Here is a 25010-nt window from a genome sequence, read left to right on the forward strand (position 1 = left end):
CTTCAAGTTGTGCGAGAGCCTCAAACGTAGAGTTCGCCGGCTGCGATCTTCACCGCGTGACCGCCGATGCGGGCATTGCTGATCTCTCCGCCTGCAATATCCAGATGCAGGTGGATGAAGGACGGGCGCCCCATTTCCACCCCCTGCTCGACAAGCACCGGATGATGGCCGTCCACGAACTGGTCGAAAAAATGGATGGCGCCGGAAAGGGCTGCCACGGCCGAGCCGGTCGCCGGATCCTCGAGGTTGCCGGCACCGGGGCCGAACTTGCGGGCGTGGAAGCGCGCCGTATGGTTCACACCGCCGCGGCAATAGACATAGGCCGAAGCCAGCCGCCCCTCCGCCATCGGCGTCAATTGCTCCCAGCGCAAAGAATCGAACTCGATCGTGGAAACCGCCGCGACGTCGTGCACCGGCACCATGACGAAGGGCGCACCGGCGCTCCAGAACGAAGGCACGTGGTTCTCGAAGCCGATCTGCGAAAGCTTCAGGCTCAGCGCATCGGCGATCGCCTGCCGGTCGAAGCGGGCATCGATGCGGGCCGATTTGCGCGGCAGGTCGAATTCGGCAAAGCTCGCCGTCCCGGGCTTGAGGCGGACGGCGCAGCGCACCGGCCCCACTTTCTCCTCCAGCACCTGCACGAGGTCGATCCCCTCCTCGGTCGCGCCGTGCTGGGCCTCGGCAATTGCGATGGCCGCACCGACCGTCGGATGTCCGGCAAAGGGCAGTTCCTGGCTGGGGGTAAAGATCCGCAGCTTGGCCGTATGCGCCGCACCGCCGGGCCTGCGGATGAACACCGTCTCCGACAGGTTGAATTCCTGCGCGATCGCCTGCATCACCTCGTCGTCCAGCCAATCGGCGCCGAAGACCACAGCCAGTGGATTGCCTTCGAGTTGCCTGTCGGTAAAGACGTCGTAGATCGCGTAGCTCAGCGCCATTCATGTCCCCTTGCGAATATGCCCCAAACTTTGCAGCGTCGGGACGCGTGCGGCAAGGCTTAAAAGCACCGGTACACAACTCGGCACGGATCACGATTTCTTTAGTTGCGGTTCCGTCGGCGCACATCTTGCCGGCGCAGCAGAGCGCGCGCTTGAAGCTGGACGGCACGCATCCACCTCTCGCCGCCGCTCGGACGGCAGGCGCCATAGCCTCACGAAATCAAACCATTAGACCGCCCGGCTGACTCAAAATCAGAGCGGGCCATTTCGCTTAAACAGCCAGTCGAGAATGGGCGGAATGAACGGCGGATAGTTGTACGCCCCCGGATCCGGGCCGAAAATCGCGATCGCCTCGTCGATCTCGGGCTCCGGATCGACGGCAATATGTGCCGCGACGCGGGCGACCAGGGCTGCTGCCTTTTCCGGATAGCGGTAGACACGGATGACGGTCACGGCGCGGTCCATGTGCAACAGGTGATAGCCGGGTTCGGCGCTTGCCAACGCCAGATCGATGCCGGTCTCCTCAAGCGCCTCGCGGCGGATGTTGCCGTCGATTTCGCAGCGGCCATCGACGACGTCCTCGGGCTCCAGCGAACCGGAGGGGCTGTAGACGCGGGCCGGATTGGCGGTGTGCGATCCCATGCGCACCAGGATCAGCGCTCCGTCAGATGAAAGGATCGCCGGCATGGCGAAGAGATGGAAGGCGCCCTCCACTCTCGTCTTCCGCCACCAGAGAAAGGTCGAATAGGGCACCACATGCCCCTCGCCTTTCACGCGTCCGCCCTCGATGCGAAGCGCCCGCTGCAGCACCATGCGGCCGTCGAAGAGGTGCGGGTTGGCCGCGATCTCGCGTTGCCAGTTTTCCTGTGCGCGGCCAACTTCCTCCAGGTGAAACGGATGCGCCGCGCCGTTGACGCGGATCTCGACGTCGTCGATCGGAATGATGGCGCCTTCGGCCGGCCACGCCGCCGTGTTGCTCTCAATTGTGCTCATGATCACACGTCCAGGGTGATGGCCACGGGGCAATGGTCCGACGCCTTTGGTCGGTCCCAGCCGGTGCGCGGATAACGCTCCACTTCAAGCCCCGGCGGAAAGATGGTGCGGAACGGCTGGCCGCCGCGAATGACCTCGGGCACCTGGGAGTGGTTGCGCTTGGCAAGTGCCGGCGACAGCCAGATATAGTCAAGCTGGCAGAGGTGCCGCTCCTGCGGCCCGCGGCTGTGAAACAGCGTCCAGCGGTCCATCACCGGCCGGCGCAACATCGGGTTTTCGGCAAAGCCATCATGGCTGAATACGTCGAGCGAACTCGTGTCCTCCTCATGCGGCACGAACTGGTAGCCGTTACGCCGATCGCCGAGGATGTTCACCTTCTCCTGGTAGTCGTTCATGTCGCCGCAAATCGCGAACATCTTGTCGGCGGTGCGCCCGCGCCCGAAGCGGCTTTCGATGATGTGGCGCACGGCGCTGGCCTCGGCCACGCGCAGCGGCATTGTCGCCTGCCGGCCATCGAGCCCTTCGCGCGCCGGCCCCATCGATTTGAAGTGCACGACATAGAGCGTCAGCGGCCGCCCGCCGATCCTCAAGTCCAACTCCAGGCAGTCGCGCTTGAAGATCCGGTCAGCCGGGCGATTGGTGAGCGCGATCTGGTCGTTGAAGAGATCGAGATCCTCATAGGTCAGGCCCGCATGGCTCTTCACATCCAGGCACTCGATCGGCTGGCCGTCGCGCGTCTCCTCGCGCATCAGCACGGCAACATCGATGCCACGCGAATCATTGCCCTCGATCAGGTACTTCTGGCGATAGCCGCTGCCGACCATGCGGAAGAGATAGTTGTATTCGAAGGCCTGCAGCGAGGCCATGTTGTCGGCTTCCTGCAGGCAAAGGATATCGGCATCGCAATCGGCAATCGCCAGCGCCGACATCTGCCGCGTATCGTCCGTATGCGCGATGGTGCGCGCTTCTTCCAGCCGCTGGTACTCCGCCTCGGACTTCACGTCGAAAAGCCTGAGCACGCGATCCTGCTTCAGTTGGTTGCGAAAGCCGGAAAAATCGAAGCGGCTCAAAAGGTTTTCGATATTGAAGGTGGCAAGGCGAAGCGACATTTATCAATTCCGTGGCATGAAATGCCGGGAGCTTAAAGCAATTCCAAGAAAAGTGCGAAGCGGTTTTCCGTCAGGAATTGCGGCATCTCAGAAGCAATTCCAGGAAAAGTGCGAAGCGGTTTTCCGTCCGGGAGTTCGGCCATTACAAAGCGTTAGGTCAATTCACCGTTGGTGGGCCGGGCACCGCTCCCGGCATCAAGCCGCAAATACCGGGCCTGATGTCGTTGCCGGCCTCTCATCTCGCTGCAAGTGCGATTTCCGGCGATCGCCTTTACGTTCCTGCGCCCGCGACATGATCCATGTCATTCAAACCATGAACCGATGTGCTCAAATGGCGTTGGTACATAGCCCCCGCGCCCATGGAGGAAGGTTTGAATACGGAAATCGAACTCAAGCTCGCGCTCTCCGCCGAGGATCTTGCCCGCTTCGCCGCGTCCGGTCTCCTGGGTGAGCCGGCGCGCGTCGAAGAGCAACGGTCCGTCTATTTCGATACCAGCGCCCGTGACCTTCACCAGGCGGGCTTCACCCTGCGCATCCGCACGTTCGGCGCCGCCCGCATCCAGACAATCAAGGCGACCGGCCTAGGTGCATCGATTTTTGCCCGACCGGAGTGGGAACAGCCGCTTTCCGCAGACGAGCCCGTCGTCGACCGCACCACTCCGCTTGCTGCCGTCTTCGATCTGACGCCCGACGATCTGGAGCCGCAGTTCACCGTCGAGGTCGAGCGCAGCACCTGGGAGGTGGACCAGGACGGCACGCGGATCGAAGTCGTGCTCGACCGCGGCATGATCACCTCAGGCAGCCGCCAGACCGCCGTCGGCGAAGTCGAGCTCGAGCTGAAGGACGGCGACCCGAAGGCGCTCTTCACCCTTGCCCGGCGGATCGAGGCGATCGTTCCCATCCGCTTCGGCGTCATGTCGAAGGCCGAGCGTGGCTTCCAGTTGATCGATGCCGAACAGATCGTCTTCAAGGCCGAGCCAGTCGAACTCGACCGCGAGATGTATGTGACGAAGAGCTTCCGCACCATCGCGCTTGCCTGTCTCAGGCACTACCGGCTGAACGAGGACGTGCTGCGCGTGCGGCGAAACCCGGAGGCGCTGCACCAGGCCCGGGTCTCCCTTCGCCGCCTGCGTTCGGCCATCTCGCTCTACCGCGACATCCTTGGCGACGCGGAGAGCGAGCGCCTCAAGGGCGAGCTGAAATGGTTGGCCGGCGTGCTCGGCAGAGCCCGCGACGTCGACGTTCTCCTGACGCGCCAGCCGGAGCCGGAACTGCGCGAGCGCTTGAAGTCGGCCCGCAGCGCCCGCTACGCGGACGTCTTCGAGGCGCTGGATGGGGCGCGCGGCCGCGCCCTCCTGCTCGATCTCCATGAGTGGCTGCACTGCGGCGGCTATCTGTCGGTCGCTCCCGCCGAGCTTCGCGAAAAGCCGGTGGTCGATTTTGCCGAAGCCGTTCTCGACCGCGCCCGCCGTAAGCTCAAGAAACACGGCCGCGCGCTGGCCAAGGTCAGCGACGAGCAGCGGCACGAGGCCCGCAAGGATGCAAAGAAGCTGCGCTATGCCGCCGAGTTCTTCGCCACGTTGTTTGACGACAAGCGCGGCGCCAGGCGCCACGGGCGCTTCATCGATGTCATGACCGGCCTGCAGGACCGGCTCGGCACGCTGAACGACCTCGTTTCCGGCCCGCAGGTGCTCGACGAGATCGGCCTGGAAGGTCACCCGGATGCCGAAACGCTGGTCCTGCACACCGACAAGGACAAGCTGATCGATCACGCGCAGAACGCCCTCGACGACGTGATCGACGCCAAGCGCTTCTGGCGCTGACCGGCGCTCGGCCGATCAACGCCCTCAAAACATCAATGTCCTTCGGGAAAGAGAAATGTGATTCCGGTCAGGACGCCCCATCCGTTCGGGCCGCTGTCGGGCGATGCCGCCAGGTCAGGACGCCTGCATCTTCATCGCCCGGTCGATCCGCGCTGCCAGTTCGTCGCTCACCGGCACCATCGGCAGACGCATTTCCGGACTGTCGATCAACCCCGTGCGCCAGAGCCAATGCTTGATGGGCCCGGGGCTCGGCTCTGCAAAGAGCAGCCGCGGCAGATCGGCGAGACGCTGCCAGTCGGCAAGCGCGCCCGGCTGATCGCCTGAAATCAACCTGTTGCGAATGGCGGCAAATGCGGCCGTATGCACATGGGCGGACGCCGTGATCCCGCCTTCCGCCCCTTGGGTGAGCGCCGTGTAAAACAGTGGATCTTCCCCGGTCAGCACCGCAAAATCCTGCGGCTTGTGGCGCAGCAGATCGAAGGATTGCGCCGCGTCGGCCGAACAATCCTTGACCCCGACGATGTTTCTCCGCTCCGCAAGCTGCAGCATCGTTTCGTTGCCGAGGTTGACGCCGGTCCGATAGGGAATGTTGTAGATCAGGATCGGCCGGTCCGTGGCATCGGCAAGCGCCGAGAAATGCGCAAACAGTCCGCGCTGCGACGGTCTTGTATAATAGGGGCAGGCGATCAGATAGCCGTCGACATCCCACGCCTCGGTGCGCGCAAGCGCCCTCACCGACTTTCGCGTATCGCTGCCGGAAAGCCCGAAATAGACCGGAATGCGCCGGCCCACGGCAGCCAGCATTTCCCGGGTGATCGCCACCAGCCGCTCGCTTTCGCCCTCGTCGAGCGCCATGCCCTCGCCGGTGGTGGCGCCGAGGATGAAGCCGTCGATCGGCTCTGCGGCGTAGTGCCTGACCAGCCGACGGAGCGAGCGTTCATCGAGTTCGCCATCGCGAAACGGCGTGATCAGCGGCAGCCAGAGGCCACCCGGTACCGGCGGTCGTGTTGAACCTGTGCTTTCCATGAAATTCCATCTCCTTCAAAACCCGGAGACGGAGAGCGCAAGCGAAAACCCCGTCCGAACCGGCGGGGTCGATCTGATCCTTGTGCTTGCTATGCTCTGCGCGCAACGACCGAAAGCCCCGAAAGCGGGGCTTTTTTCACAGTCGTCAGTTTTGCGAGGCGGCAGATCATGGCGGTGAAGGTCGAACAGTCCCCGCCTGTTGTCAAGTCGCGACCGAAGGCTTCGCCGCGCAGATATCATGCGCCGCTCAGACGGGTCAGGAGCCAGGGCTCAGTCCGGACATGAGCTGGCGCTCAGTCCGGACATTCCGCACCCGTCTCCACCCAGGCGGCGATCAGCGCGGCGAGCTCCGGTTGAGAGCCGGGCGGCGCGCTGCGGCCCTCGCCCGGATGCCAGGCCCAGCCGACCAGGTGATCCTCGCCCATGTGTTTGACGAGATCGGCATGGGAGCGGTTGCCGTTGCGCTCCGTATCCTTCACCTGCTCGCAGATTTCGCGAACGCTCAGGCCCTGCCACGCCATGCTTTCGGGTGCCAGTTGCCAATGGGCGTTGCCGGGTATGGATTTGAGGCGGCTGCCGACGATCTGGCGGTTCTCCGCGCCGTGGCAGGCGCTGCAGGCAAGGCCGGCCGGCCCCATCGAGCTATCGGCGGCGATCATCAGCGGCACATGCGGGTGCATGTCCTCGCCCTGAGTAGGGCTGCGTGTTGCCGGGTGGCAGTTGATACAGCGCGGATGCGTCAGCACCCGGCTCGCCTCGGCGAAGATCGCCTTCGAGCGCGCGCTGGCATCGGCAATCGAAGAGAACTCGGCGGCCGGCTTCAACGCACCGCCACCGGGTGTTTCGGCGTAACCGCTGATCGGATCGAAGACGGCAATAAGACCGCCGACGGCCAGAGCGGCGGCAAGCGGAAGCGCAAGTGTTCGCCTGAACATGGTCACACCCTCCGCAAATCGGTCTGGTTTATCGGCAGCGTTCTCAGCCGCTTGCCCGTCGCCATGTAGATCGCGTTGAGAAGCGCCGGCGCCACACCCGGCGTTCCGACCTCCCCTATGCCACCCGGCGCTTCCGAACTCGGCACGATATGCACCTCGATCGCCGGCGTCTCATGGATGCGCAGGACCGGCGCATCGTCGAAATTGCCCTCGACCACGGCGCCGTTTTCGACCGTGATGCGGCCGTAGAGCGCAGCACTCAATCCATAGACGACGCCGCTCTGGATCTGCGCCTCCACCGTGTCCGGGTTGATGACCTGGCCGCAATCGACGGCGCAGACGATCCGGTCGGTCTTCAATTGGCCGTTTTCACCAAGGCTGACTTCGGCGATCATTGCAGCGAAACTGCCGAAATCCTCGGCAATCGCAATGCCCCGCCCCTTGCCTTTCGCAAGCACCGCGGACCAGCCTGCTTTTTCGGCGGCGAGGTTGAGCGCGGCAAGAAGCCTGGGCTTGTGCTGCAGCAACCGCCTTCGATATTCGAGCGGATCGATGCCGGCCACCTCAGCCAGTTCGTCGATGCCGCACTCGACCGGCGGCACGTTGCGCGTCGCTCCGACGCCGCGCCAGTTGCCGGTCAGCATGCCGTCGGGCGCCTCGTGGCGCGCAAAATCGGTCTGCTTGTTCGGGATCGAATAGGGTGTTTCCGCCCCGCCCATCTGGTCGAGGTCCACCCCGCCCTTGGTGAAGGCCGGCAGCCAGCGCGCCATCACAGAGGGACCTATGACGCGGTGCCGCCAGGAGACGGGCATGCCGTCGGGCCCGAGCGTCGCGGTGACCTTGCTGTAGTTGAGGTAGCGATAGCAGTCGTGGCGGATGTCCTCCTCGCGGCTCCAGGTCACCTTGACCGGACCATTCACCTGTTTGGCGATCTTCGTCGCCAGGATCACGCCGTCGACATCGAGCCGCCGTCCGAAGCCGCCGCCGAGCAGGTGGTTGTGCACCACGACCTTTTCGACCGGCAGGCCGGTGACATCGGCCGCCGCCTGTCTTGCCCGGCTCATGATCTGCGTTCCAACCCACACGTCGCAACCATCCGGCCTCACATGCACCGTGCAGTTCATCGGCTCCATGGCGGAATGGGTGAGGATCGGCATGCGGTAGATGAATTCGTGCACCGGCCCGTGCTCGGCCTCGGCCTTGGCAACATCGCCTTCGTCGACATGCGGCAAGGCGTTGCCGCCGATTGCCTCGTCCATGCGGCGCTCAAGCTCGTCCTGCGAGACCGAGGCGCTCGGCCCCGGATCCCATTCGATCGCAAGCGCCGCCAGCCCTTTTCGCGCAGCCCCGGTATTGTTGGCGACGACGGCGACGGCCTCCTCGATCCGCACCACTTGGGAGACGCCCTTGACTGCCATGGCCGGGGCCTCGTCGACCGCGCGCAGCTTGCCGTTGAAGTGCGGACAGATCGCGATCGCCGCGTAGGACACACCTTGCGGCCGGGCGTCGATGCCGAATTTCGCCGTGCCATTGACTTTTTCCGGGCTGTCGAGGCGGCGCACCGGCTTGCCGATCACCCGGTAGCTGGATGCTGGCTTCAGCGGCACCTCCTGTGGAACGGCCTGCGATGCCGCGGCCGCGATCAGGCTGCCGTAGGCCGCGCGCCGGCTGCCGGTCGTCTCGACCACATGGCCCGCCTCGGCCTTGCAGGCGTCGGGCGAAACGCCCCAATTGCGCGCCGCAGCGCCAACCAGCATGATGCGGGCCGTGGCACCCGCCTTGCGCATCTGCTCGTAGATGCCTCGGATGGCGAGCGAGCCGCCGGTGATCTGGTCGCCGAGCAGCGGATTGGCATATTGCTTTGGATCGGCGGGCGCATGTTCCAGCACCACCTGATCGAGGTCGACCTCCAGCTCTTCGGCGAGCATCATCGCGACCGCGGTGTAGATGCCCTGCCCCATTTCCACGGAGGGCATGACGAAGGTGATCTTGCCTTCGGGCGGAATGCGAATGAAGGCATTCGGCGCGAACGGTTCGGTTGCGGCGGCGGCCGTGGGCGGCCTGAGGCCGACCATCAGCCCCGCCCCTGTCAGCGTTGCGCCGATCAGAAGCTGGCGGCGGGATACGGCAAAGTCGRCCCTGTCGAAAATGGACATCGCATCACCCCTTTGCTGCCAGCTTGATGGCGGCGCGAATGCGCGGATAGGTGCCGCAACGACAGATGTTTCCGGCCATCACTGCATCGATGTCGGCGTCCGTCGGCTGCGAATTGGCAGCAATGAGCGCGGCCGCAGACATGATTTGCCCGGACTGACAGTAGCCGCACTGCACCACGTCGATCTCGAGCCAGGCCTTCTGCACCCGCGCACCCTCGGCTGTGTCGCCGATTGCCTCGATCGTGGTGATCGCCGCGGAGGCCGCTTCCGAAACCGGCATCACGCAGGAGCGCACCGCCTGGCCGTCGACATGCACCGTGCACGCGCCGCACATGGCGATGCCGCAGCCGAACTTGGTTCCGGTAAGGCCTATCGTGTCGCGCAGGACCCAAAGGAGCGGGATATCGCCGTCCACATCGACGGCATAGTTCTGACCATTCACAGTGAGATTGTAAGGCATGACACCATCGGCCGGAGCCGTCCCCTGTACATGCGAAGGCGCGAAAATAACAACAGGGTTGACGATCGGCCAAATTACAATCCCGTGAAGTCCGGCCGGGAGACCGCGCCGCCGGTCATACGCTGGCGTCTCGCACCGAGGAACAACGCTGCCCCGAAACGGTATCGGGATGCGCCGCGGCTGGTGATCCAGGGCGGCACATCCCGATGATAATCAAAGAGAATCTTTCAGGCGAAATCAGAGGAGATTGGTCTCGACGTCGATATTGCCGCGAACCGCCTTCGAATACGGGCAGATGCCATGAGCGGCGTGGACAATTTCCTCGGCGACGTCGCGGTCGAGGCCTTCCAGGCGGACATTCAGGCGTGCGCGCAGGAAGTAGGACCCGTCGTTGACGTTGAGATCGATCTCGGTGTCGACCTCCGGACCGGCCGGGAGCTTCACCTTGCGCTGCAGCGCAGCAAGCTCGATCGCGCCGATGTAGCAGGCCGACCAGGCGGCGCCGAACAGGTTTTCCGCGGCCGGATGCGGCTGCGACAGCTTCAGTTCCAAGATACCATCTTGGCTCACGGTGCCGCCGTCGCGGCCGCCGGTGTTGTGGGTCTTGYCGGTGAAAAGGAGCTTCTCGGTCATGTCATTTTCCTCTCTGCTTGATATTTAAAGCGTATCCGCTTCAATCGGATGCGATGTATATAGATGAAGCCGAACATCCCGTCAACACTATTGCGATTTAATCGGATGCGATTTATATTAAGTGCAGATACGGAAAGAGAAAAAAGGACACCCCCATGCCCGGCTCCAAGACAGCGAAAGGCCCACAGACCAAGCCTGCCAAGGGCGGCAGGAAGCTCTCCAACTTCCTCTGCTTCGCGATCTATTCCGCAAACCTCGCCTTTGGCCGCGCCTACAAGCCCCTGCTCGACAAGCTGGGGCTGACCTATACCCAATACGTGACCCTGGTGGCGCTCTCGGAAGAGGACGACCAGACGGTCAGCATGCTCGGCGAAAAGCTCTTCCTGGAATCGAATACGCTGACGCCGATCCTGAAGAAGCTCGAGGCCGACGGCTACCTGCAGCGCCGGCGCGATCCCGCGGATGAGCGGCAGGTGCGCCTCACCCTGACACCCGCCGGCCAGGCGCTCGTGGATGCCGACCCTGGCGCGGCACTGACCGACGCGATTGGCCTGGGCGATGACTTTGCGACAGTGCAGCAGTCTGTCGCCAAGCTGCGTGACAACCTGCTCGGCGCCACGCAGCCGGGTTCACGGAAAGAATAGAGGGAATGATGGCGGCGGCCGGGATGCCTGAGCGCATCCCGCAGCGTCGCGCAGCTTCGTCGTGCTAGGCGCTCAGACGCTTGCGCGGATCCATCATCTCCGCCGCCTTGGCAAAGCCGCCATCCATGCCATCGAGAAAATGCAGATGCGCATCGGGCCGGGCCGATGGCACCAGGCAGGTCATCAGCGCGTGGCTTTGCCGGTGCAGCCCGAAGATGACCTCGCCCCGTGCCCGCGCGGCAACCAGGATCGCTTCGACCCGGTCGATCTGCTCGACCGCGCAATCAACCGTCAGGCGCAGGCCGTCATCATATTTGCGGAAGTCCGAATTGGCGGCAACGCCCGCCCAGCGCTCGGGCGCAACCCGCACGCGCTCGTCCTTCGGCACGCCCATTGCGCTCGGCAGCGGATGCGACTGCCGCGGCCCTTCGTCGAAAACCGCGATGACATCTCTGGCGAGAGCCGAAAAGCGCTCCGGCGACACGCGGTCGGTGGGCTCGACCAGCAGTGACAGGATCTGGCCCTGCCGGCTCGCAAACGGCCGCCATTCGCAGGCGAGCCCCGTGAGATCGGGCTCGCCGCCATCCATCTCCGGCTGCAGCCGATAATGCCCCTTCTTCAGCTGCTGCTCCGCCCATTTGAGCCCGCCGCCGGCAAACATCGCGTAAGTGGCGACGTCCGAAGCGGCGTAGCGGGCGATCCGCACGTCCTGCCCGCCGGCACGGATCTCCTGAACCGTCAGCAGGCCGATACGAAGATCCAGACCAAACCGATCCTTCACGAAGGCCGCAACCTGCCGCAGCGCCGTGGCCGCGGTCGCAGCCCCCTCCGGCGGCAGGGCAAAGGCCGCGCCATCGCCGCGAAAGACGAAGGGAAAATCGAAATTGCCCCAGGCATTGCCGATGGCGGCAATCGCCGAGGCGCCGGTGTAATTGACGTCCTCATAGCGCCCCGCCCGGATCGCCCCGGTCGAATTCACCACATCGGTGATCCCGATCAGCCAGTCGCCGGGCAGCGGCTCATAGACCTTGGGATCGAGCACGTGCGTAAACTCGCGATAGGCCTGAGCGTGTTGAGCGTCGCTGCTGTGCATGCGCTTCTTCCTTGCCGACGGCGCCTGGAGCGGCCCGGTGTCGTTGTCCATCCACGGCCATGCCGCAGCATTAAATCGGATGCGATATAAATACTGACCCATACCAATGTCAATAGGAGGCAATTAAATCGCATACGATAATCATGGATGTACGCTTCTCTTTCCGGTGGCCATGGCCATCTGGAACGGCGCAGCCCGGGTGGAAACCACCCTCAACCGTTTTCGGAAATGGCTTTCAGGCGATCGCGGTGATTTCGAGTTCCTGATCGCCGACGCTCATGACGTCACCGACCGCCTTGCCCATGAGGATCCGGGCGACCGGCGAGACATAGGAGATCGACCCGGCCTTCGGATCCGCCTCGTCCTCGCCGACGATCCGGTACTTTTGCACCCGCCCGTCGTCGCGGCTGAAGGTGACCGTGCTGCCGAAGGCGACGACCTCGGTTGAAACCGGTTCCGGCATCAGCTGGGCGGTGCGCAGCCGTTCGGTGAGATAGCGCGCGTCGCGCAAGGGGCCTGCCTGCTGCCGGCGCTTCTCGTTCACGTCGTCGATCGTGGCCGCCGCCTCATAGGCGACCCGTGCCTCCTGCATCTGCGCCTCCAGCGCCTTCAGCCCGGCCTCCGTCACCAGGTTCGGATGCGGCGAAATCGGACGATCCGGCAACAGTGTCTCGGCGGCGGTTTCGGCACTCTCTTCCTTGGTGAAGGCAACGCTCAATCTCTGGAACTCCGTAGCGGTATGGCTCGATGCAACTCGGCGGCAGGTGCAATATCGCTCCGTTCCCCGCCGAGCAACACTATAGCCATTTCCGCCTGATCCGTGCGAGAAGAAAGGCGCTCACGCCCCCTTTCGCTTGCCCCAGGCGCTCAAGCCATTGGTTTTCCAAGCGTCCAGAATTCGCGAACCCGAACCCACCAGACGAGACTTTCCGGCCCAAGCCATCGCACAAAGTCGTCAGGTCTGGTCTCGCGGTGAAGGTTTGCGTTCTGCAAATCCTCGAGAAGCCCCATCGTTGCCGCCTCCCTGACATAGCCGTCGCCGTTGGTGTGCCAGCGTTCGACCACATCGAAAACGGCCCCGAACCGGCGCGTGTCACCGGCCTCCAGTTTCCTGATCAGGTGGCGGGCCAGCTCCGCCAAAGCCAGGTAAAGCGGCGGATGGTCGTCGTCACGGTATTCTTCCTGGAACGCCGCCCACGTTTCGCCAAAGGACGGGTCGGCCCGCAGAAGCGGCTCAAACATGTTCGAGCGGTCGAACTCGAACGAAGGTGCGTCGGTACTTTCCTTTGGCATCGCGTCGTCCTGCCCATGTTGAGCGCCTGGCGCAAGCCACGCTCCCGATCGGAATTGCACGGTCCCAGTGCGGCCGTAAGCCGTGTCTGCCCACCCGCCGAGCCGGCACCCGGTTCCCCGCACAAATCAAGAGTATCGCCTATAGCGCGAAGGCGATGATCCATGCGACAACCCGGAGTATGGAATGGAAGCGGCCGGACCTTTGAGTCCCGGTCTGCGTCATGCAGGGAGAAAAATCGTTGGCCGAGCCGTTTGTCGTCTATGGAGCATCAGGCTCCGGATCCGTTCCGATCGAGGCAACCCTTCGCCTTCTCAACCTGCCCTATCGCGTGGAAGAACATGCCCCCTGGGCGGGAAAAGAGGAAGCAAGCCGGCTCGCCCGCATCAATCCCCTGGCGCAGGTTCCCGCCCTGGTGCTGCCGACGGGAGAGCTGATGACGGAAAGTGCGGCGATCCTGATCTGGCTGGCCGATGCCCATCCCGACGGACGGCTCGCGCCGGCACCGACAGACCCGGTGCGACCGGAATTCCTGCGGTGGATGACCTTCGTATCCTCGGCCATCTATGCCCTCTACTGGATCGCCGACAATCCCTCGCGGATCGTCGAAAAGGCCGAGGACCACGAGGCCGTGAAGGCGCGTATCTTCGACCGCGTCGCCCATTGCTGGGAGCGGATGGAGGCGCAGTTGCGCCCGGGCAGATACCTGCTCGGCGAGGAACTGTCGGTGCTCGACCTCTATGTGGCCACCGCCTCGCGCTGGTCGCCCGGCCGGCGGCGCTTCTATCAGGTCGCGCCCGCGCTCGCAGAACCGATCCGCCGCGTCGACGCCGATCCCAGGCTTTCGGCCCTGTGGGCGGAACGCTTTCCGTTTACGGAGGGCTGGGAGCGCTGAGCCTCCCGGAGACGTCAGTCCGGTGAACAAAACCGCCGGCTTTCCGTTGGACCTGCCGCCCCGTCAGCACACCGAAGTCGCATCCAATGACCGACGAAGCCCCCGCGCCGCTCCTGACTGAAGACGATCTGCGCCACATCACCCGCTGGGCGATCCTCTGCGCCGAACGCGCGCTTCCGCTCTTCGAGGCGGCGGTGCCGGGCGACAGTCGCCCGGGCGAGGCGATTGCCGCGGCCCTCGCCTTTGCTGAAGGGGGCCCGCGCACCGCGACCTTGCGCAAGGCGGCCTGGAGCGCCCAAGCGGCGGCGCGCGCGGTTGACGATCCCGCCGCCAAGGCGGCCGCCCGCGCGGCGATTGCCGCTGCCGGTGCGCCCTACACCCACCCGATCGAAACGCCGCATCAGATCAACCACATCCTCGGCCCCGCCGCCTATGCCATCCAGGCTCTCTCGCTCGGCGCGGAAGACCAAGCCTTCAGCATGGAGACCGAGCTGCGCTCCGCGATCGCTGCTGCATCGCAGGACATCCGGCGCATCATCGGCAAGATGCCGGGGCGCAAGCCCAGCAAAGGCGCCTTTCACACACTGCTCTACCGGCTCGATACTGCCCTGCGCCCCCTGACCAGGCCCAGAGCCCAGAGACCAGAGACCAGAGCCAAGCGCGAGATCACACCGAGGCGTGCGCCCGCGCCTTGCCCGCTTCCTCGCTGATCCAGGCGATCACCGTTTGCAACTGCGGGGATTTGCGGTAGCGCGGCCAGACCAGATAGAAATCCGAGGGCCCGGACATCGACCCCGCGAAAATACGGATGAGCCGGCCTTCAGCGATGTCCTGCGCAACGAAATCGCCATTGGCGAGCACGATGCCCTGCCCGGCGATCGCCGCCTCGATCGCATGCGAGGTCTGGTTGAAGCTGATGCCCTTGAACGAGGCCTGCCGGCTGCCGCCGAAATGCCGCTCGATGAACTCCGGCCAGAAATTGTGCGCATCGTGCAGCAGCGTGTAGCCGGCAAGCTCGTCCGCCGTCTCGGGCACCGGCCGGCCGGCCATCAGCATCGGGCTGCAGACCGCGACGATCTCCTGCTCGAAGAGCAGTTCCACCGCGAGCCCCGGCCCGAAGGGCGGCCGCCCGTAGCGCACCGCCAGGTCCACGCCATCGGCCTGGAAATTCGACATGCGATCGGTCGCAAGAATATGCAGGTCGAGATCGGGATGGCGTGCGGTGAAATCCGGCAGGCGCGGGATCAGCCATTTCGAGGCAAGGGATGGCGTGGTGCTGATCGTCAGCCGCACCGGCTGCGGCTTCAGCCCATCGGTCGCCCGCGCAATGATGTCGAGCGCCCGACGGACGTCGGCGATATAGGCCCGTCCCTCGCCCGTCAGCGCCAGCATGCGCGGCAGCCGTTCGAAGAGCTTGACGCCGAGCTCGGCCTCCAGTCCGCGGATCTGCTGGGCGACCGCCCCTTGCGTGACGCCCAGCTCCTCGGCCGCAAGCCGAAAGTTCAGATGGCGTGCCGCCACCTCGAACGCTTTCAGCCCATTCAACGAGGGCAGCTTTCCCGGTGCGTCACTCATCCGATAGTTTTTCTACTGCCACTTGAAAGCGAAACTTTCTCGTCGTCGCATGAAGGAGATGGTATTTCAATCACGAGAGCCGCAAAATCCGGCATCATCCTGAATGCGACGAGGAGAATGGACACATGGCAGTAGAAAAAGTAGCCGTTATCACCGCCGGCGGCAGCGGCATGGGGGCAGAGAGCGCAAAGCGTCTTGCCGCCGATGGCTTCAAGGTCGCGATCCTCTCTTCCTCGGGCAAGGGCGAGGCCCTGGCCGCTGAACTCGGCGGCATCGGCGTCACCGGTTCCAACCAGTCGAACGACGACCTCAAGCGCCTGGTTGACCTGACCATGGAAAAATGGGGCCGGATCGACGTGCTGGTCAACAGCGCCGGCCACGGCCCGCGCGCCCAGATCCTCGAGATCACCGACGAGCAGTGGCACACCGGCCTCGACGTCTACCTGATGAACGTCATCCGCCCGGTCCGCCTCGTGGCGCCGATCATGCAGAAGCAGAAGGCCGGCTCGATCGTCAACATCTCCACCGCCTGGGCCTTCGAGCCGTCGGCGATGTTCCCGACCTCGGCCGTCTTCCGCGCCGGCCTTGCCTCCTACACCAAGATCTTCGCCGACACCTATGCGGGCGACAATGTGCGCATGAACAACGTGCTGCCCGGCTGGATCGACAGCCTGCCGGCAACCGAAGAGCGCCGCGACGCCGTGCCGATGAAGCGCTACGGCACCAGCGCCGAAGTCGCCGCCACCGTCGCCTTCCTCGCCTCCGAAGGCGCCGGCTACATCACCGGCCAGAACCTGAAGGTGGACGGCGGCCTGACGCGCTCGGTGTGAGCGTCCCTTGTGCGTTCATCGTGACGCACAGCGCTCGACAGGAAAACGAGGTCCGGGCAACCACCGCCCGGATCCGCCTTTTTACGAAGCCGGAGACTTCCTCAATAAGGGGGTCGGTCATGCGGCAATCCTTAGCTCCCGGCAGGAAACCACCGGCTTCGGCCTTGAGGATCGCTGGTCGGGCTTGCGGTTGGCTCTAAGGCAGGATCACCAGGGTCCGGGCAGCGTTCGCACCCCTAGCTCCGACGAGATCAGCCGCGGCCAGTCAGCCGCTTCGGGTCGTCGATGTAACAAATAAGCGACGAGGCGATCATCAGGGCGAGGTAGGAAAAGAACAACTTCCAAAGGGTCTCCCAGGATACGATCTGAAATCCCCAAAAGCACAGGATCGCAATGGCTGCCATGACAATCGTGGCCGCGACACTGACCGGGCGAAGAAAAGCGACGATGCGAGAAATCATCAGAGCCTCCTTGTGTTTGCCCATCATGACCACGGCAGGTTGAATCGTCCAGATCATGCCGCACGTAGCGACGTGATGCCGCACACGAATCCCCGGTCCTGTCCGGTCCCCAACGACATGCCCCTTCCACCCCATCGCCAGACGAAAAGCGGCGGCTCAACCGCTCCTGGGCGCAAGGTGGAGACGAGCCGTCAGGACGGCTTTGGCGATGGACGCATGAGTGCCGTAAACGCCACCATCGACCGCCCCTGGCGCCAAATCCAGGTGCCCCGCAGACCCGAACAAGGAAAGACCGAGGACGGCTTCGGCCGTCGCGTTCAGCCGCTATCCTGTTGTCTTTCCTGATGAAGCTCCTATTTCCCTGACAAAACCGAACACAGGAGCCCTGAATGAACCGAAACGGCCTCTATCTCGTCATCGCCCTGCTCGCTGTCATGGTCGTCGGCCTCGGCATATATATCTACCAGGAGGAGACGAAGCCGGGCGTCGAAATCAAGATCGGCCAGGATGGCGTATCGGTTCAGGAAAACTAAAATTCAGGAAGAGGGATGAACTGCCCGCTGAGCCCGGCCAGTCGCCGCAAGCGCGAGAGGCCGCCGGGGAGCCTTAAAGGCGGTCTTCTGCCTCTCAGGCGCTTGCCTGCTGGCGGTTCCCGCGGTCGGGAAAGTCCGCCCTTTCGGCAACGGCGTGGTGAGCGCTCCGGCAAGGAATACATGAGCATCTTGATTTTGAGGCGGCAATGACCGCCCATGGCAGCGGGCGCGAGTCGCTGCCGCGTGGCGACGCAGCCGCAACATGCCCGACACGCAAAGGTGCCGCGTTGACAGCAACGATTTCATGGACCGCCGCAACCCTGCTCGCAGCCACGTTTGCCCATGCCGCGACGGCGGGCGAGACAAGCCGTGCGCCTTCGGGAACCTATTGCGGCCAACTTTCCTCCGCCGGCGCCCTGTCGGACGCCCAAACGCACTTCGAGACCGATGCCAGCGGCACCGTCATCGGGAAATACATGTTCTCCGATCAGGGCAACGCCGTCGAGGGCGAGCTTGCCGAGACCGGCGACGATGGCGACGGCAGCGATCTCACCCGAACCTTCATGTGGCGCGACAAATACGGCTACGGCCAGCTGGTCGTGACGTTCACGCCGGATTTCTCCGAATTCACCGGCAGATGGAACGCCGGCGGATCGGACTTCCTGCCGTGGAACGGTCGACGCTGCATGCAGACGATCAGCTAGGGCACGCGAACCACGCCAGCACGCCCCTCACGCCGCAATCACGCCCCGCATCAGCGCTTCCAGCCAATCCGCAAACACCTTCAGCCGGCGCGACAGGTGCTGGCGGTGCGGGTAGAGCAGCGCCATCGGCATCGGCGCGGCGTTATGGTCGGGCATCACCTCCACGAGGCGCCCTTCCTTCAAGTGGTCGATCACGTCATAGGCCGGAATCTGGATGAGACCGAGGCCGGCAAGGCAGCAGGCGATGCTGCCCTCGGCGCTGTTGACGCTGACCCGGCCGGCAACGGCAACCGTGCGCACCGCACCGCCTTCTATCCACTCCCAGTCCTCCACCCGACCACTCGAGGGCGAGGCATAGTTGACCGCGAAATGTTCGGCGAGATCGGCGGGCGTCTTCGGCGTGCCATGGCGCTCAAGATAGTCGGGGCTTGCGACATTGATCAGCCGCAGCGTGCCGAACGGCCGGGCGATCAGGCCAGAATCGGCAAGCGGCCCGACGCGCAGCGCGCAGTCGACGCTCTCCTCGATCAGGTGCACCGCCCGGTCGGTCATGCCGAGATCGATATCGATGCCGGGGTAACGGTCGAGAAACTCCGGCAGCGCCGGCGCCACGATCAGCCGGCCGATGCGGCTCGGCAGGTCGACGCGCAATCGCCCGCTCGGGCCGCTCGTATCGCGGCGAAACAGGTTCTCCGCCTCGTCCATATCCGAAATCAGCCGCAGGCAGCGCTCGTAGAAGGCCGCGCCATCCTGTGTCGGCGCCACCTTGCGGGTCGTGCGGTGCAGCAGCCGCGTGCCGAGCCGGGTTTCGAGCGTCTGCACCGCCGCCGAAACAGAGGAGCGCGGCAGGCCCAGCGTATCGGCCGCGCGGGTAAAGCTCGCACTTTCGACGACACGGGTGAAGATGCGGAAAAGCTCGATCCTGTCCATGCCGATCCAAAAGCCATTGTTCGTCTAATCTGACAAGTCATGTCACGAACGGCAGCTTTATACCAGCAGAGCGGACGATATTCTCAACCCTGCGATGCCTGTCGTTGCCCTGACCTCTCGTACGGGCGGCGGCAAGGCCCGCGCGATTTGAAACTCGGCATGCGGCACCTGGACGGTCACCTGGCATCGAACAGACCGCCAGAACACACCGGGGACCTGCGCACCTCTTGCGCCGGAGCCCACGCTCGCCCGCAAACCGGCCGCAGCAAGCGGCCGATAAAGGAGACGACCATGGCAGACCACAGCATCAAGGGTAAATCCGTTCTGATCGCCGGTGGCGCGAAGAACCTCGGCGGCCTCTTGGCGCGCGATCTCGCCGAACACGGCGCCCGCGGCGTCGCGATCCACTACAACAGCGCCGCCACAAGGGCGGCCGCGGAAGAAACGGTGGCGGCAATCAAGGCGACCGGTGCCGCGGCCCACGCCTTTTCCGGCGATCTCACCCGCGCCGCCAATGTCGAGCAGCTCTTTGCCGATGCCAAGGCGGCGCTCGGCGGCATCGACATCGCCGTCAACACCGTCGGCAAGGTCTTGAAGAAGCCCTTCGTCGAGATCAGCGAGGCGGAATATGACGAGATGAGCGCGGTCAACTCCAAGTCCGCCTTCCTCTTCCTGCGCGAAGCGGGCAGAAACGTCAGCGACAACGGCAAGGTCTGCACGCTCGTCACCTCGCTGCTGGGCGCCTTCACGCCCTTCTACGCGGCCTATGCCGGCACCAAGGCGCCGGTCGAGCACTTCACCCGTGCGGCCGCCAAGGAATTCGGCACCCGCGGCATCTCCGTCACCGCCATCGGTCCGGGCCCGATGGATACGCCCTTCTTCTACCCGGCCGAAGGCGCCGACGCCGTCGCCTACCACAAGACCACGTCCGCCCTCTCCGGCTTCTCCAAGACCGGCCTCACCGACATCGAGGATATCGTCCCCTATATCCGCTTCCTCGTCTCCGACGGCTGGTGGATGACCGGCCAGACGATCCTGGTGAACGGCGGCTACACGACGAAGTAGTCTTATGCTCGCGGTGAGGCCCCCATCCGCGCGGTGAGGGAATTTCATCCGTAAGGGAGTAGCCCCTCATCCGCCTGCCGGCACCTTCTCCCCGTTTCCACGGTGAGAAGGCACAAGCGGCGCCGGATTTGCCAAATCCGAAGCCGGACCACGAGAGGGTGAGGTTTGCATTCGAACGTGCGCCCAGCGTCTCTCCCCGTTAGCGGCGAGAGTTGGTCCCGGGGCTAAACCCGAAGAGCGCGGCAGCCGCTGCGAGGTCCTGTCGCTCAAAATACGATTGGAATTTTAGAACGTTATGTAATGTGATGCGTAAAGCCGCACGGCGCAAAACCGATCTTGTTGGATGAATTAAATGGTGCGTGTCTCTTTCTTCTGCCGTCTCCTGCCGGCGATGCTCGCGCTGCTTCTGGCGATCGCCCTGCCCGCTTTCGCCGAGACGCCACCGCCGATCACCGTCATTCTCACGCCCGGCCAAAGTGCAGCCGAGATCGAGGAGACGCTTAGGGCCGCGGCGAAGGCCGGCGGGCCGGTCACGGTCGAATGGCGTGACGCGACAGGCCCGGCGGCAGCAGGCGACGCGACGAAACCCGGAAGTGCAGCCGGCGCGCCGACGGCCGAAGTCGCTTCACCGACGGCTGTCGAAAGCGGCGCGGCAGCGACCCCGCAAAGCGCTCCCTCGGCAAGCCCCGAAGATTCCTTCGACACGCTTTCTGCGCGTTTTCTCAATGGCTTGCAGATGGGCCTTACGGGCATGTCCGGCATTGCCGGGGTGATGGCTGACGTCGCGGCAGGCATCCGCGCCGAGGGCTGGTCGGTCGTCTCCGTCGCCGCCATTGCTGTGCTCGCCATTGCCGCGGGGCTTGCCGCCGCCTTTGCCAGCCGGTCCCTCATTCACCGGCTCTTCGGCGCCTCTTTCGAGGTGGTGGATCTCCTGCACCGCATGCGCGCCTCGCTGATCCGGCTCGGCCTCGACATCGCCTATCTGGTGATCTTCGCCGTCATCGCCCATAGCCTCACCCGCCTGTTCCTCGCGCCGGGCACGGCCTCGGCAGAGCTTGCCCACGCGCTCGTTACCATCGGCGTCGTCTCCGCGGCCTATGCGGTCGGTGCCCGCTTCCTCTTCGCACCCACCCGGCCCGAGATCCGGCTGCTCGACATCGCCCATCCGCGCTTTCACGCCACCATGCTGGCCGCCTATGGCGCGCTCGGCGCCGTCGTCGGCGCCAGCGTGCGCTTTGCCCACCAGCGCGGGCTGGAGCTCGCCGCCACCGACGGCTGGCTGCTGATCGGCGTGAGCATCCTGACGCTGGTGAAACTCCATTGGTTCATTGCGGGCAGCGGCGATATCCGCGCACTCTTTGCCGGCCAGAACCCCGGCCCCGTGCGCCGGGCCATCGCCTTCGGCGTGCCGGAGTTCTATGCCTTGAGCGCCATCGTGCTCTGGCTGATGAGCGTCATCGTCGCCGGCAGCCCCAACAGCGCCGCCTGGAGCTTTGCCGGCGGCACCACGCAGATCATCCTGCTCGCCTTGCCGATCCTCGCCTTCGGCATTCATTCGCTGGCCGGTGCCGCAGCCGAGCGCCGCCGCACGCCCGCCTCCTCCAGGCTGCATGCGGCGATTTCGGGCAGCATCCAGACGGCGCTTGCCGGCGCCACCTGGCTGATCGGCCTGCATATCATCATCGAGCTCTGGCGCCCTGTGATGATCCGGGACGACACTGCCGCTGCCATCGGCTGGATCGTCATCCTCGAGCGCATCAGCCTTGCGGTCGTCGTCGCCTGGGTGATCTGCAGCTTCCTCTGGCGAAGCTTCGAGGCGTTTTCGCCGTCGGCCCGCGTCGCCATGCCCGGCGACAGCGAAGAGGAGACGATCGCTCATCAGGCAAGCCGGCTGTCGACCATCCTGCCGCTCGTCCGCAACCTCATCTTCGGCGGCATCTTCGCGGTCACAAGCCTCGTCATCCTCTCGGCGCTCGGCATCAACATCGCACCGCTCATCGCAGGCTTCGGCGTGCTGGGCCTCGCCCTTTCCTTCGGCTCGCAGACGCTGGTGAAGGATGTCGTCTCCGGCATCTTCTTCATCGCCGACGATGCCTTCCGCGTCGGCGAATATGTCGATACCGGCAAGCTCAAGGGCACGGTCGAGCGCATCTCGCTGCGGTCGCTGAGGCTCCGCCACCAGAACGGCCAGATCCACACCATCCCCTACGGCCAGCTGCAGGCGGTGACCAATTTCAGCCGCGACTGGAGCACCGTGAAGTTCGAGCTGAAATTCGAACGCGACGCCGACCCCGAAAAGATCCGCAAGACCATCAAGAAGGTCGGTCTCGCCATGCTGGAGGATCCCGAGATCGGCGGCGAGTTCCTCGTGCCCTTGAAGATGCAGGGCATCCAGGACGTCACCGAGAACTCCCTCGTCGTCCGCCTCAAGTTCACCGCAAGGCCCGGAAACCCCAGCATCCTTCAGCGCGAGGCGATGAAGCGACTGCTGCCGGCACTGCGCGAAGCCGGCCTCGACCTCGCCTCCAACGCCGTGACCGTACGCTCGGGCGCTGCCGGTGCCGCGGAAGCCGAGGCGGCAGCGGCAAACTTGGCACTGGCAAAGAAGCCGGCGGCGGCAGAGGCGGCCGACGCGGAGGGGTAACGGCCAGTCCGCGCGATGCGGTGACAGACTTCCTGCGCCGTCGCGGGCTGGTGTCAGCGTGGCCTCGCCATCAAGCAAAGCCTGAGCCCTGTCAGCGACAACTCCTTCCACAGCTTGAGCGGCATGTATTTTCACGGTCGATGGAACCTAAGGCACAGGCCAGGTCATCCGGCTTGCTGCCGATGGAACGCGACAATGGGATCGGCTGGCTGCCCCCCGCAAAATCGCGGTTCATTTCGCTCGACAAGCCGGCCAAATAGGGCCGATCGGGACAAGCAAGGCCACGCAAGCAAAAAGAGCATCCGATGGCCAGAGCCCGCTACAGTTTTGACATCATTGTTGCATTACCTCAAGCACAACAGACGAGGCTCAGGCGCTGCGGCACCCTGCCGATGCTGTCATGTTGCCGCTGCCCCGAGGATGTTGCCTGATGCGATCCATGCGCCTCGCCCCGTCTGCTCTAGCCCTGTCTGCCCTTGCCCTTTCGCTTCTGCCTTTGGCCACCGTCCACGCCGAACCGCCCACCTACGCGCTGCACTATGCGCTGATGCTGGATGGTGAGGATCCCGTGGCAGGCGAGGTCGCCTGTTTCGTCGAGAAACCGTGCGAATTCACCCCGTCCGCCGAAAGCAAGATGACCTTCAAGTTCGGCAAGGGGAAGCGCGAACTTGAGATCACCTGCCCCGAGCGTGAATGTTCGCTTGGCTATGGCGAAAGCCGAACATATTGCGGCACCTGCGAGGAAGTCGGCATCTTCGAGGGGCGCGATTATGGCGGCGTCGCAATCGAGTTGGTGCTGCGCAGGTACCCGCGGCTTGGCACGCTGCTGTTGCGCCACCAAACACCGTAGCCGGGCTTCCAGGCTGGCGCCGGCGACGGCTGCAACCTTCACATAACCCACCTGAGAGGCATATACTTTGGTCGCCCGATCAAAGGGCAAAACATGCAGCAATTCAAAGCGCAACAGCGCCGGTGGCGCGTCTGATAGGACGCGCAGTGTTGTAGGAAATAGCACCAGGCGCTCGCCACGGATCACCACGCGCCTTGTGGCCACCACCTTCAACCCTCCCGTAACCATCCCGAAATTTCGCGGGTCTTGCTACTCACGAACTACGGCAAGTGCCGTATGTCGCGCGGTCGCCAGAACATCTAGGCCCAAGCGATCCCGCGCTTGCTGCGCGTGGATCGAACTGAGGAGACTGCCCATGAAAACCATCCTTGCCACTGCGATATCACTCGCCTTCGCGACGTCCGCCTTCGCGGCCGTGCCCCAGGCCGGCTTTGCCGTGCCGACCGAAGAGAAGACCGTTCTCACGACGGAGCAAACGATCGAACTGGCCGTGGGGCCAAACCGTAACCCCGGCTACAGCACGAACAGGAACGGCAACGGCCCAAGCAACAACGGCGGACCGACCAAAGGAAAGACGTACGCCGGCTAATGCGCCGCGCTCAGGGCGGCCTGGTCGCCCTGAGTTCCCACGCGCCTCTTGGAGGTGAGGCACGGACCAGCCCTCCTCGCTCCATCGCGGCAGACCACAAGCGCATCCGGCGGCAAGGCGTGGCCGCCCGGTCTCTTCCCTTGCGCCCTGTCCCCGCGGGAACAACGCACGACCTCTCCCCTTGCTAGAAGAAGCACACAAAGGCCAAAGGCCTTTCAGCCGGGGCAGCGGTTCCGGTTCGGTCAACGCCTGACACAGCGAAGGATCATGGTCAGGCAGGAAGAGCTCGGAGCGCCCCAATGCGTATCATCCTGGTAGCACTTTTCGCATCGGTCATGAGCATACTGGCGTTCAAGTATGCCGACCACTCGCTCGGCAACCACCAGATCGTCGCAACGGCCGAGGAACTGGCCGCGCTGTAATGGCGCCGCCGCAGCCCTTCTTCGCAACCCGCTCCCGACAAGGCGGACGTACTCGCACCCGCAAATTCGCCCCCGCGAAATCTGACGTTTGGCTCCCGCATAGGTTTTATTCCGTCTTGCAGCGACCTCCGTCTTCTGCAATCATCGCCGCATGCAATCGTTTCGCGCCGTCATTGCTGCCAAACCTCTGACCGCTCCGGCGGCCGCATTCCCTATGTGYGTCTCTGGATAGCAGCGGGAACGGCTTGGCCGACCTTCCCGCCCTAGGGTCTGTACTCAATAGGGATTCCGGGTTCTGCCAAATTGTGATTCAAGGTCTTGGAGTTGGAGGCCTTGATGAAGCAGCGGCAGTTGACCTGGTTGAGCGATGCGGAGTGGGCTCGGATCGAGCCATTGTTGCCGCGAGGACGC

Annotated in this window: 26 protein-coding genes; 12 read left to right on the top strand and 14 right to left on the bottom strand. The window is 64.3% G+C overall.

Annotation, left to right across the window (positions count from 1 at the left end; genetic code table 11):
- Positions 1–20: 20 nt before the first annotated feature.
- The 3 genes from AB4Z53_RS32385 to AB4Z53_RS32395 form a co-directional block, all read right to left on the bottom strand.
- Positions 21–938, bottom strand: a complete 918-nt coding sequence (locus AB4Z53_RS32385; protein WP_441599389.1) for a PhzF family phenazine biosynthesis protein — start codon at positions 936–938, stop codon at positions 21–23.
- 252 nt (positions 939–1190) lie between these two features.
- Positions 1191–1931, bottom strand: a complete 741-nt coding sequence (locus AB4Z53_RS32390; protein WP_441599391.1) for an NUDIX hydrolase — start codon at positions 1929–1931, stop codon at positions 1191–1193.
- A 2-nt stretch (positions 1932–1933) separates the two neighbouring features.
- Complete coding sequence (locus tag AB4Z53_RS32395; protein WP_223724695.1) at positions 1934–3040, bottom strand: endonuclease/exonuclease/phosphatase family protein; 1107 nt, start codon at positions 3038–3040, stop codon at positions 1934–1936.
- 371 nt (positions 3041–3411) lie between these two features.
- Between AB4Z53_RS32395 and AB4Z53_RS32400 the strand changes: the two genes are divergently transcribed.
- Positions 3412–4863, top strand: coding sequence for a CYTH and CHAD domain-containing protein (locus AB4Z53_RS32400; RefSeq protein ID WP_441599393.1), 1452 nt, complete (start codon positions 3412–3414; stop codon positions 4861–4863).
- 114 nt (positions 4864–4977) lie between these two features.
- On the opposite strand, the gene dapA is transcribed toward AB4Z53_RS32400, so the two are convergent.
- The 5 genes from dapA to AB4Z53_RS32425 form a co-directional block, all read right to left on the bottom strand.
- Entirely contained in the window at positions 4978–5889 is a 912-nt protein-coding gene (gene dapA / locus AB4Z53_RS32405) for a 4-hydroxy-tetrahydrodipicolinate synthase (RefSeq protein WP_441599395.1), read from the bottom strand.
- Between the two features lie 293 nt (positions 5890–6182).
- Positions 6183–6824 (bottom strand): Isoquinoline 1-oxidoreductase subunit, encoded by a 642-nt coding sequence (locus AB4Z53_RS32410; RefSeq protein ID WP_441599396.1) that lies wholly within the window; start codon positions 6822–6824, stop codon positions 6183–6185.
- 2 nt (positions 6825–6826) lie between these two features.
- Positions 6827–8980 carry a molybdopterin cofactor-binding domain-containing protein gene (locus tag AB4Z53_RS32415; protein WP_441599398.1) on the bottom strand — a complete coding sequence of 718 codons (2154 nt, stop codon included), beginning with the start codon at positions 8978–8980 and terminating at the stop codon, positions 6827–6829.
- 4 nt (positions 8981–8984) lie between these two features.
- Positions 8985–9440 (bottom strand): (2Fe-2S)-binding protein, encoded by a 456-nt coding sequence (locus AB4Z53_RS32420; RefSeq protein WP_113540503.1) that lies wholly within the window; start codon positions 9438–9440, stop codon positions 8985–8987.
- A 237-nt stretch (positions 9441–9677) separates the two neighbouring features.
- Positions 9678–10073 (bottom strand): Ohr family peroxiredoxin, encoded by a 396-nt coding sequence (locus AB4Z53_RS32425; protein WP_441599400.1) that lies wholly within the window; start codon positions 10071–10073, stop codon positions 9678–9680.
- Between the two features lie 155 nt (positions 10074–10228).
- Between AB4Z53_RS32425 and AB4Z53_RS32430 the strand changes: the two genes are divergently transcribed.
- The gene (locus AB4Z53_RS32430) at positions 10229–10717 is read left to right on the top strand and encodes a MarR family winged helix-turn-helix transcriptional regulator (protein WP_441599402.1); all 489 of its coding nucleotides are present in this window, start codon (positions 10229–10231) and stop codon (positions 10715–10717) included.
- Positions 10718–10781: 64 nt separating this feature from the next.
- Here AB4Z53_RS32430 and AB4Z53_RS32435 read toward each other — a convergent pair whose 3' ends face one another.
- From AB4Z53_RS32435 to AB4Z53_RS32445, 3 genes are all read right to left on the bottom strand, one after another.
- Positions 10782–11810 (bottom strand): DUF3095 family protein, encoded by a 1029-nt coding sequence (locus AB4Z53_RS32435; protein ID WP_441599404.1) that lies wholly within the window; start codon positions 11808–11810, stop codon positions 10782–10784.
- Between the two features lie 235 nt (positions 11811–12045).
- A complete protein-coding gene (gene greA, locus AB4Z53_RS32440; RefSeq protein ID WP_113540500.1) occupies positions 12046–12528 on the bottom strand; it encodes a transcription elongation factor GreA in 483 nt (160 codons plus the stop codon).
- A gap of 149 nt (positions 12529–12677) precedes the next feature.
- Positions 12678–13103 carry a DUF7674 family protein gene (locus tag AB4Z53_RS32445; RefSeq protein ID WP_113540499.1) on the bottom strand — a complete coding sequence of 142 codons (426 nt, stop codon included), beginning with the start codon at positions 13101–13103 and terminating at the stop codon, positions 12678–12680.
- Between the two features lie 239 nt (positions 13104–13342).
- Between AB4Z53_RS32445 and AB4Z53_RS32450 the strand changes: the two genes are divergently transcribed.
- Both AB4Z53_RS32450 and AB4Z53_RS32455 read left to right on the top strand, forming a co-directional pair.
- On the top strand, positions 13343–13996 hold the full coding sequence (locus AB4Z53_RS32450) for a glutathione S-transferase family protein (RefSeq protein ID WP_113540498.1): 654 nt from the start codon (positions 13343–13345) through the stop codon (positions 13994–13996).
- 86 nt (positions 13997–14082) lie between these two features.
- Complete coding sequence (locus AB4Z53_RS32455) at positions 14083–14706, top strand: putative immunity protein (RefSeq protein ID WP_441599407.1); 624 nt, start codon at positions 14083–14085, stop codon at positions 14704–14706.
- Here the strand turns inward: AB4Z53_RS32455 and gcvA are convergent.
- Entirely contained in the window at positions 14663–15571 is a 909-nt protein-coding gene (gene gcvA / locus AB4Z53_RS32460; protein ID WP_441599409.1) for a transcriptional regulator GcvA, read from the bottom strand. The genes AB4Z53_RS32455 and gcvA overlap by 44 nt on opposite strands.
- Before the next feature lie 125 nt (positions 15572–15696).
- Between gcvA and AB4Z53_RS32465 the strand changes: the two genes are divergently transcribed.
- Complete coding sequence (locus AB4Z53_RS32465; RefSeq protein ID WP_291156999.1) at positions 15697–16401, top strand: SDR family oxidoreductase; 705 nt, start codon at positions 15697–15699, stop codon at positions 16399–16401.
- Positions 16402–16652: 251 nt separating this feature from the next.
- Here AB4Z53_RS32465 and AB4Z53_RS32470 read toward each other — a convergent pair whose 3' ends face one another.
- A complete protein-coding gene (locus tag AB4Z53_RS32470; RefSeq protein ID WP_162768933.1) occupies positions 16653–16919 on the bottom strand; it encodes a hypothetical protein in 267 nt (88 codons plus the stop codon).
- A 332-nt stretch (positions 16920–17251) separates the two neighbouring features.
- Between AB4Z53_RS32470 and AB4Z53_RS32475 the strand changes: the two genes are divergently transcribed.
- Both AB4Z53_RS32475 and AB4Z53_RS32480 read left to right on the top strand, forming a co-directional pair.
- A complete protein-coding gene (locus AB4Z53_RS32475; protein ID WP_441599410.1) occupies positions 17252–17395 on the top strand; it encodes a hypothetical protein in 144 nt (47 codons plus the stop codon).
- 206 nt (positions 17396–17601) lie between these two features.
- Positions 17602–18099: a hypothetical protein gene (locus tag AB4Z53_RS32480; protein WP_441599412.1), complete on the top strand. Its 498-nt coding sequence runs from the start codon at positions 17602–17604 to the stop codon at positions 18097–18099.
- A gap of 27 nt (positions 18100–18126) precedes the next feature.
- On the opposite strand, the gene AB4Z53_RS32485 is transcribed toward AB4Z53_RS32480, so the two are convergent.
- The gene (locus AB4Z53_RS32485; protein ID WP_441599413.1) at positions 18127–19029 is read right to left on the bottom strand and encodes a LysR family transcriptional regulator; all 903 of its coding nucleotides are present in this window, start codon (positions 19027–19029) and stop codon (positions 18127–18129) included.
- A gap of 291 nt (positions 19030–19320) precedes the next feature.
- Between AB4Z53_RS32485 and AB4Z53_RS32490 the strand changes: the two genes are divergently transcribed.
- From AB4Z53_RS32490 to AB4Z53_RS32510, 5 genes are all read left to right on the top strand, one after another.
- Positions 19321–20094, top strand: a complete 774-nt coding sequence (locus tag AB4Z53_RS32490; RefSeq protein WP_441599415.1) for an SDR family oxidoreductase — start codon at positions 19321–19323, stop codon at positions 20092–20094.
- A gap of 352 nt (positions 20095–20446) precedes the next feature.
- Entirely contained in the window at positions 20447–22738 is a 2292-nt protein-coding gene (locus tag AB4Z53_RS32495) for a mechanosensitive ion channel domain-containing protein (RefSeq protein ID WP_441599417.1), read from the top strand.
- A gap of 430 nt (positions 22739–23168) precedes the next feature.
- The gene (locus tag AB4Z53_RS32500; protein ID WP_441599419.1) at positions 23169–23588 is read left to right on the top strand and encodes a hypothetical protein; all 420 of its coding nucleotides are present in this window, start codon (positions 23169–23171) and stop codon (positions 23586–23588) included.
- 355 nt (positions 23589–23943) lie between these two features.
- Positions 23944–24177, top strand: coding sequence for a hypothetical protein (locus AB4Z53_RS32505; protein WP_113540489.1), 234 nt, complete (start codon positions 23944–23946; stop codon positions 24175–24177).
- Positions 24178–24476: 299 nt separating this feature from the next.
- The gene (locus AB4Z53_RS32510; protein ID WP_268906696.1) at positions 24477–24599 is read left to right on the top strand and encodes a hypothetical protein; all 123 of its coding nucleotides are present in this window, start codon (positions 24477–24479) and stop codon (positions 24597–24599) included.
- Positions 24600–25010 lie beyond the last annotated feature (411 nt).

The organism is Ensifer sp. 2TAB8 (genome assembly GCF_052115125.1).
Taxonomy (GTDB): Bacteria; Pseudomonadota; Alphaproteobacteria; order Rhizobiales; family Rhizobiaceae; genus Ensifer.

Coding starts and splice junctions, on each gene's coding strand:
- AB4Z53_RS32385 (WP_441599389.1), bottom strand. CDS start 938: ATGGCGCTGAGCTACGCGATCTACGACGTCTTTACCGACAGGCAACTC.
- AB4Z53_RS32390 (WP_441599391.1), bottom strand. CDS start 1,931: ATGAGCACAATTGAGAGCAACACGGCGGCGTGGCCGGCCGAAGGCGCC.
- AB4Z53_RS32395 (WP_223724695.1), bottom strand. CDS start 3,040: ATGTCGCTTCGCCTTGCCACCTTCAATATCGAAAACCTTTTGAGCCGC.
- dapA (WP_441599395.1), bottom strand. CDS start 5,889: ATGGAAAGCACAGGTTCAACACGACCGCCGGTACCGGGTGGCCTCTGG.
- AB4Z53_RS32410 (WP_441599396.1), bottom strand. CDS start 6,824: ATGTTCAGGCGAACACTTGCGCTTCCGCTTGCCGCCGCTCTGGCCGTC.
- AB4Z53_RS32420 (WP_113540503.1), bottom strand. CDS start 9,440: ATGCCTTACAATCTCACTGTGAATGGTCAGAACTATGCCGTCGATGTG.
- AB4Z53_RS32430 (WP_441599402.1), top strand. CDS start 10,229: ATGCCCGGCTCCAAGACAGCGAAAGGCCCACAGACCAAGCCTGCCAAG.
- AB4Z53_RS32435 (WP_441599404.1), bottom strand. CDS start 11,810: ATGCACAGCAGCGACGCTCAACACGCTCAGGCCTATCGCGAGTTTACG.
- AB4Z53_RS32445 (WP_113540499.1), bottom strand. CDS start 13,103: ATGCCAAAGGAAAGTACCGACGCACCTTCGTTCGAGTTCGACCGCTCG.
- AB4Z53_RS32455 (WP_441599407.1), top strand. CDS start 14,083: ATGACCGACGAAGCCCCCGCGCCGCTCCTGACTGAAGACGATCTGCGC.
- gcvA (WP_441599409.1), bottom strand. CDS start 15,571: ATGAGTGACGCACCGGGAAAGCTGCCCTCGTTGAATGGGCTGAAAGCG.
- AB4Z53_RS32465 (WP_291156999.1), top strand. CDS start 15,697: ATGGCAGTAGAAAAAGTAGCCGTTATCACCGCCGGCGGCAGCGGCATG.
- AB4Z53_RS32470 (WP_162768933.1), bottom strand. CDS start 16,919: ATGATCTGGACGATTCAACCTGCCGTGGTCATGATGGGCAAACACAAG.
- AB4Z53_RS32475 (WP_441599410.1), top strand. CDS start 17,252: ATGAACCGAAACGGCCTCTATCTCGTCATCGCCCTGCTCGCTGTCATG.
- AB4Z53_RS32480 (WP_441599412.1), top strand. CDS start 17,602: ATGACCGCCCATGGCAGCGGGCGCGAGTCGCTGCCGCGTGGCGACGCA.
- AB4Z53_RS32485 (WP_441599413.1), bottom strand. CDS start 19,029: ATGGACAGGATCGAGCTTTTCCGCATCTTCACCCGTGTCGTCGAAAGT.
- AB4Z53_RS32490 (WP_441599415.1), top strand. CDS start 19,321: ATGGCAGACCACAGCATCAAGGGTAAATCCGTTCTGATCGCCGGTGGC.
- AB4Z53_RS32495 (WP_441599417.1), top strand. CDS start 20,447: ATGGTGCGTGTCTCTTTCTTCTGCCGTCTCCTGCCGGCGATGCTCGCG.
- AB4Z53_RS32500 (WP_441599419.1), top strand. CDS start 23,169: ATGCGATCCATGCGCCTCGCCCCGTCTGCTCTAGCCCTGTCTGCCCTT.
- AB4Z53_RS32505 (WP_113540489.1), top strand. CDS start 23,944: ATGAAAACCATCCTTGCCACTGCGATATCACTCGCCTTCGCGACGTCC.
- AB4Z53_RS32510 (WP_268906696.1), top strand. CDS start 24,477: ATGCGTATCATCCTGGTAGCACTTTTCGCATCGGTCATGAGCATACTG.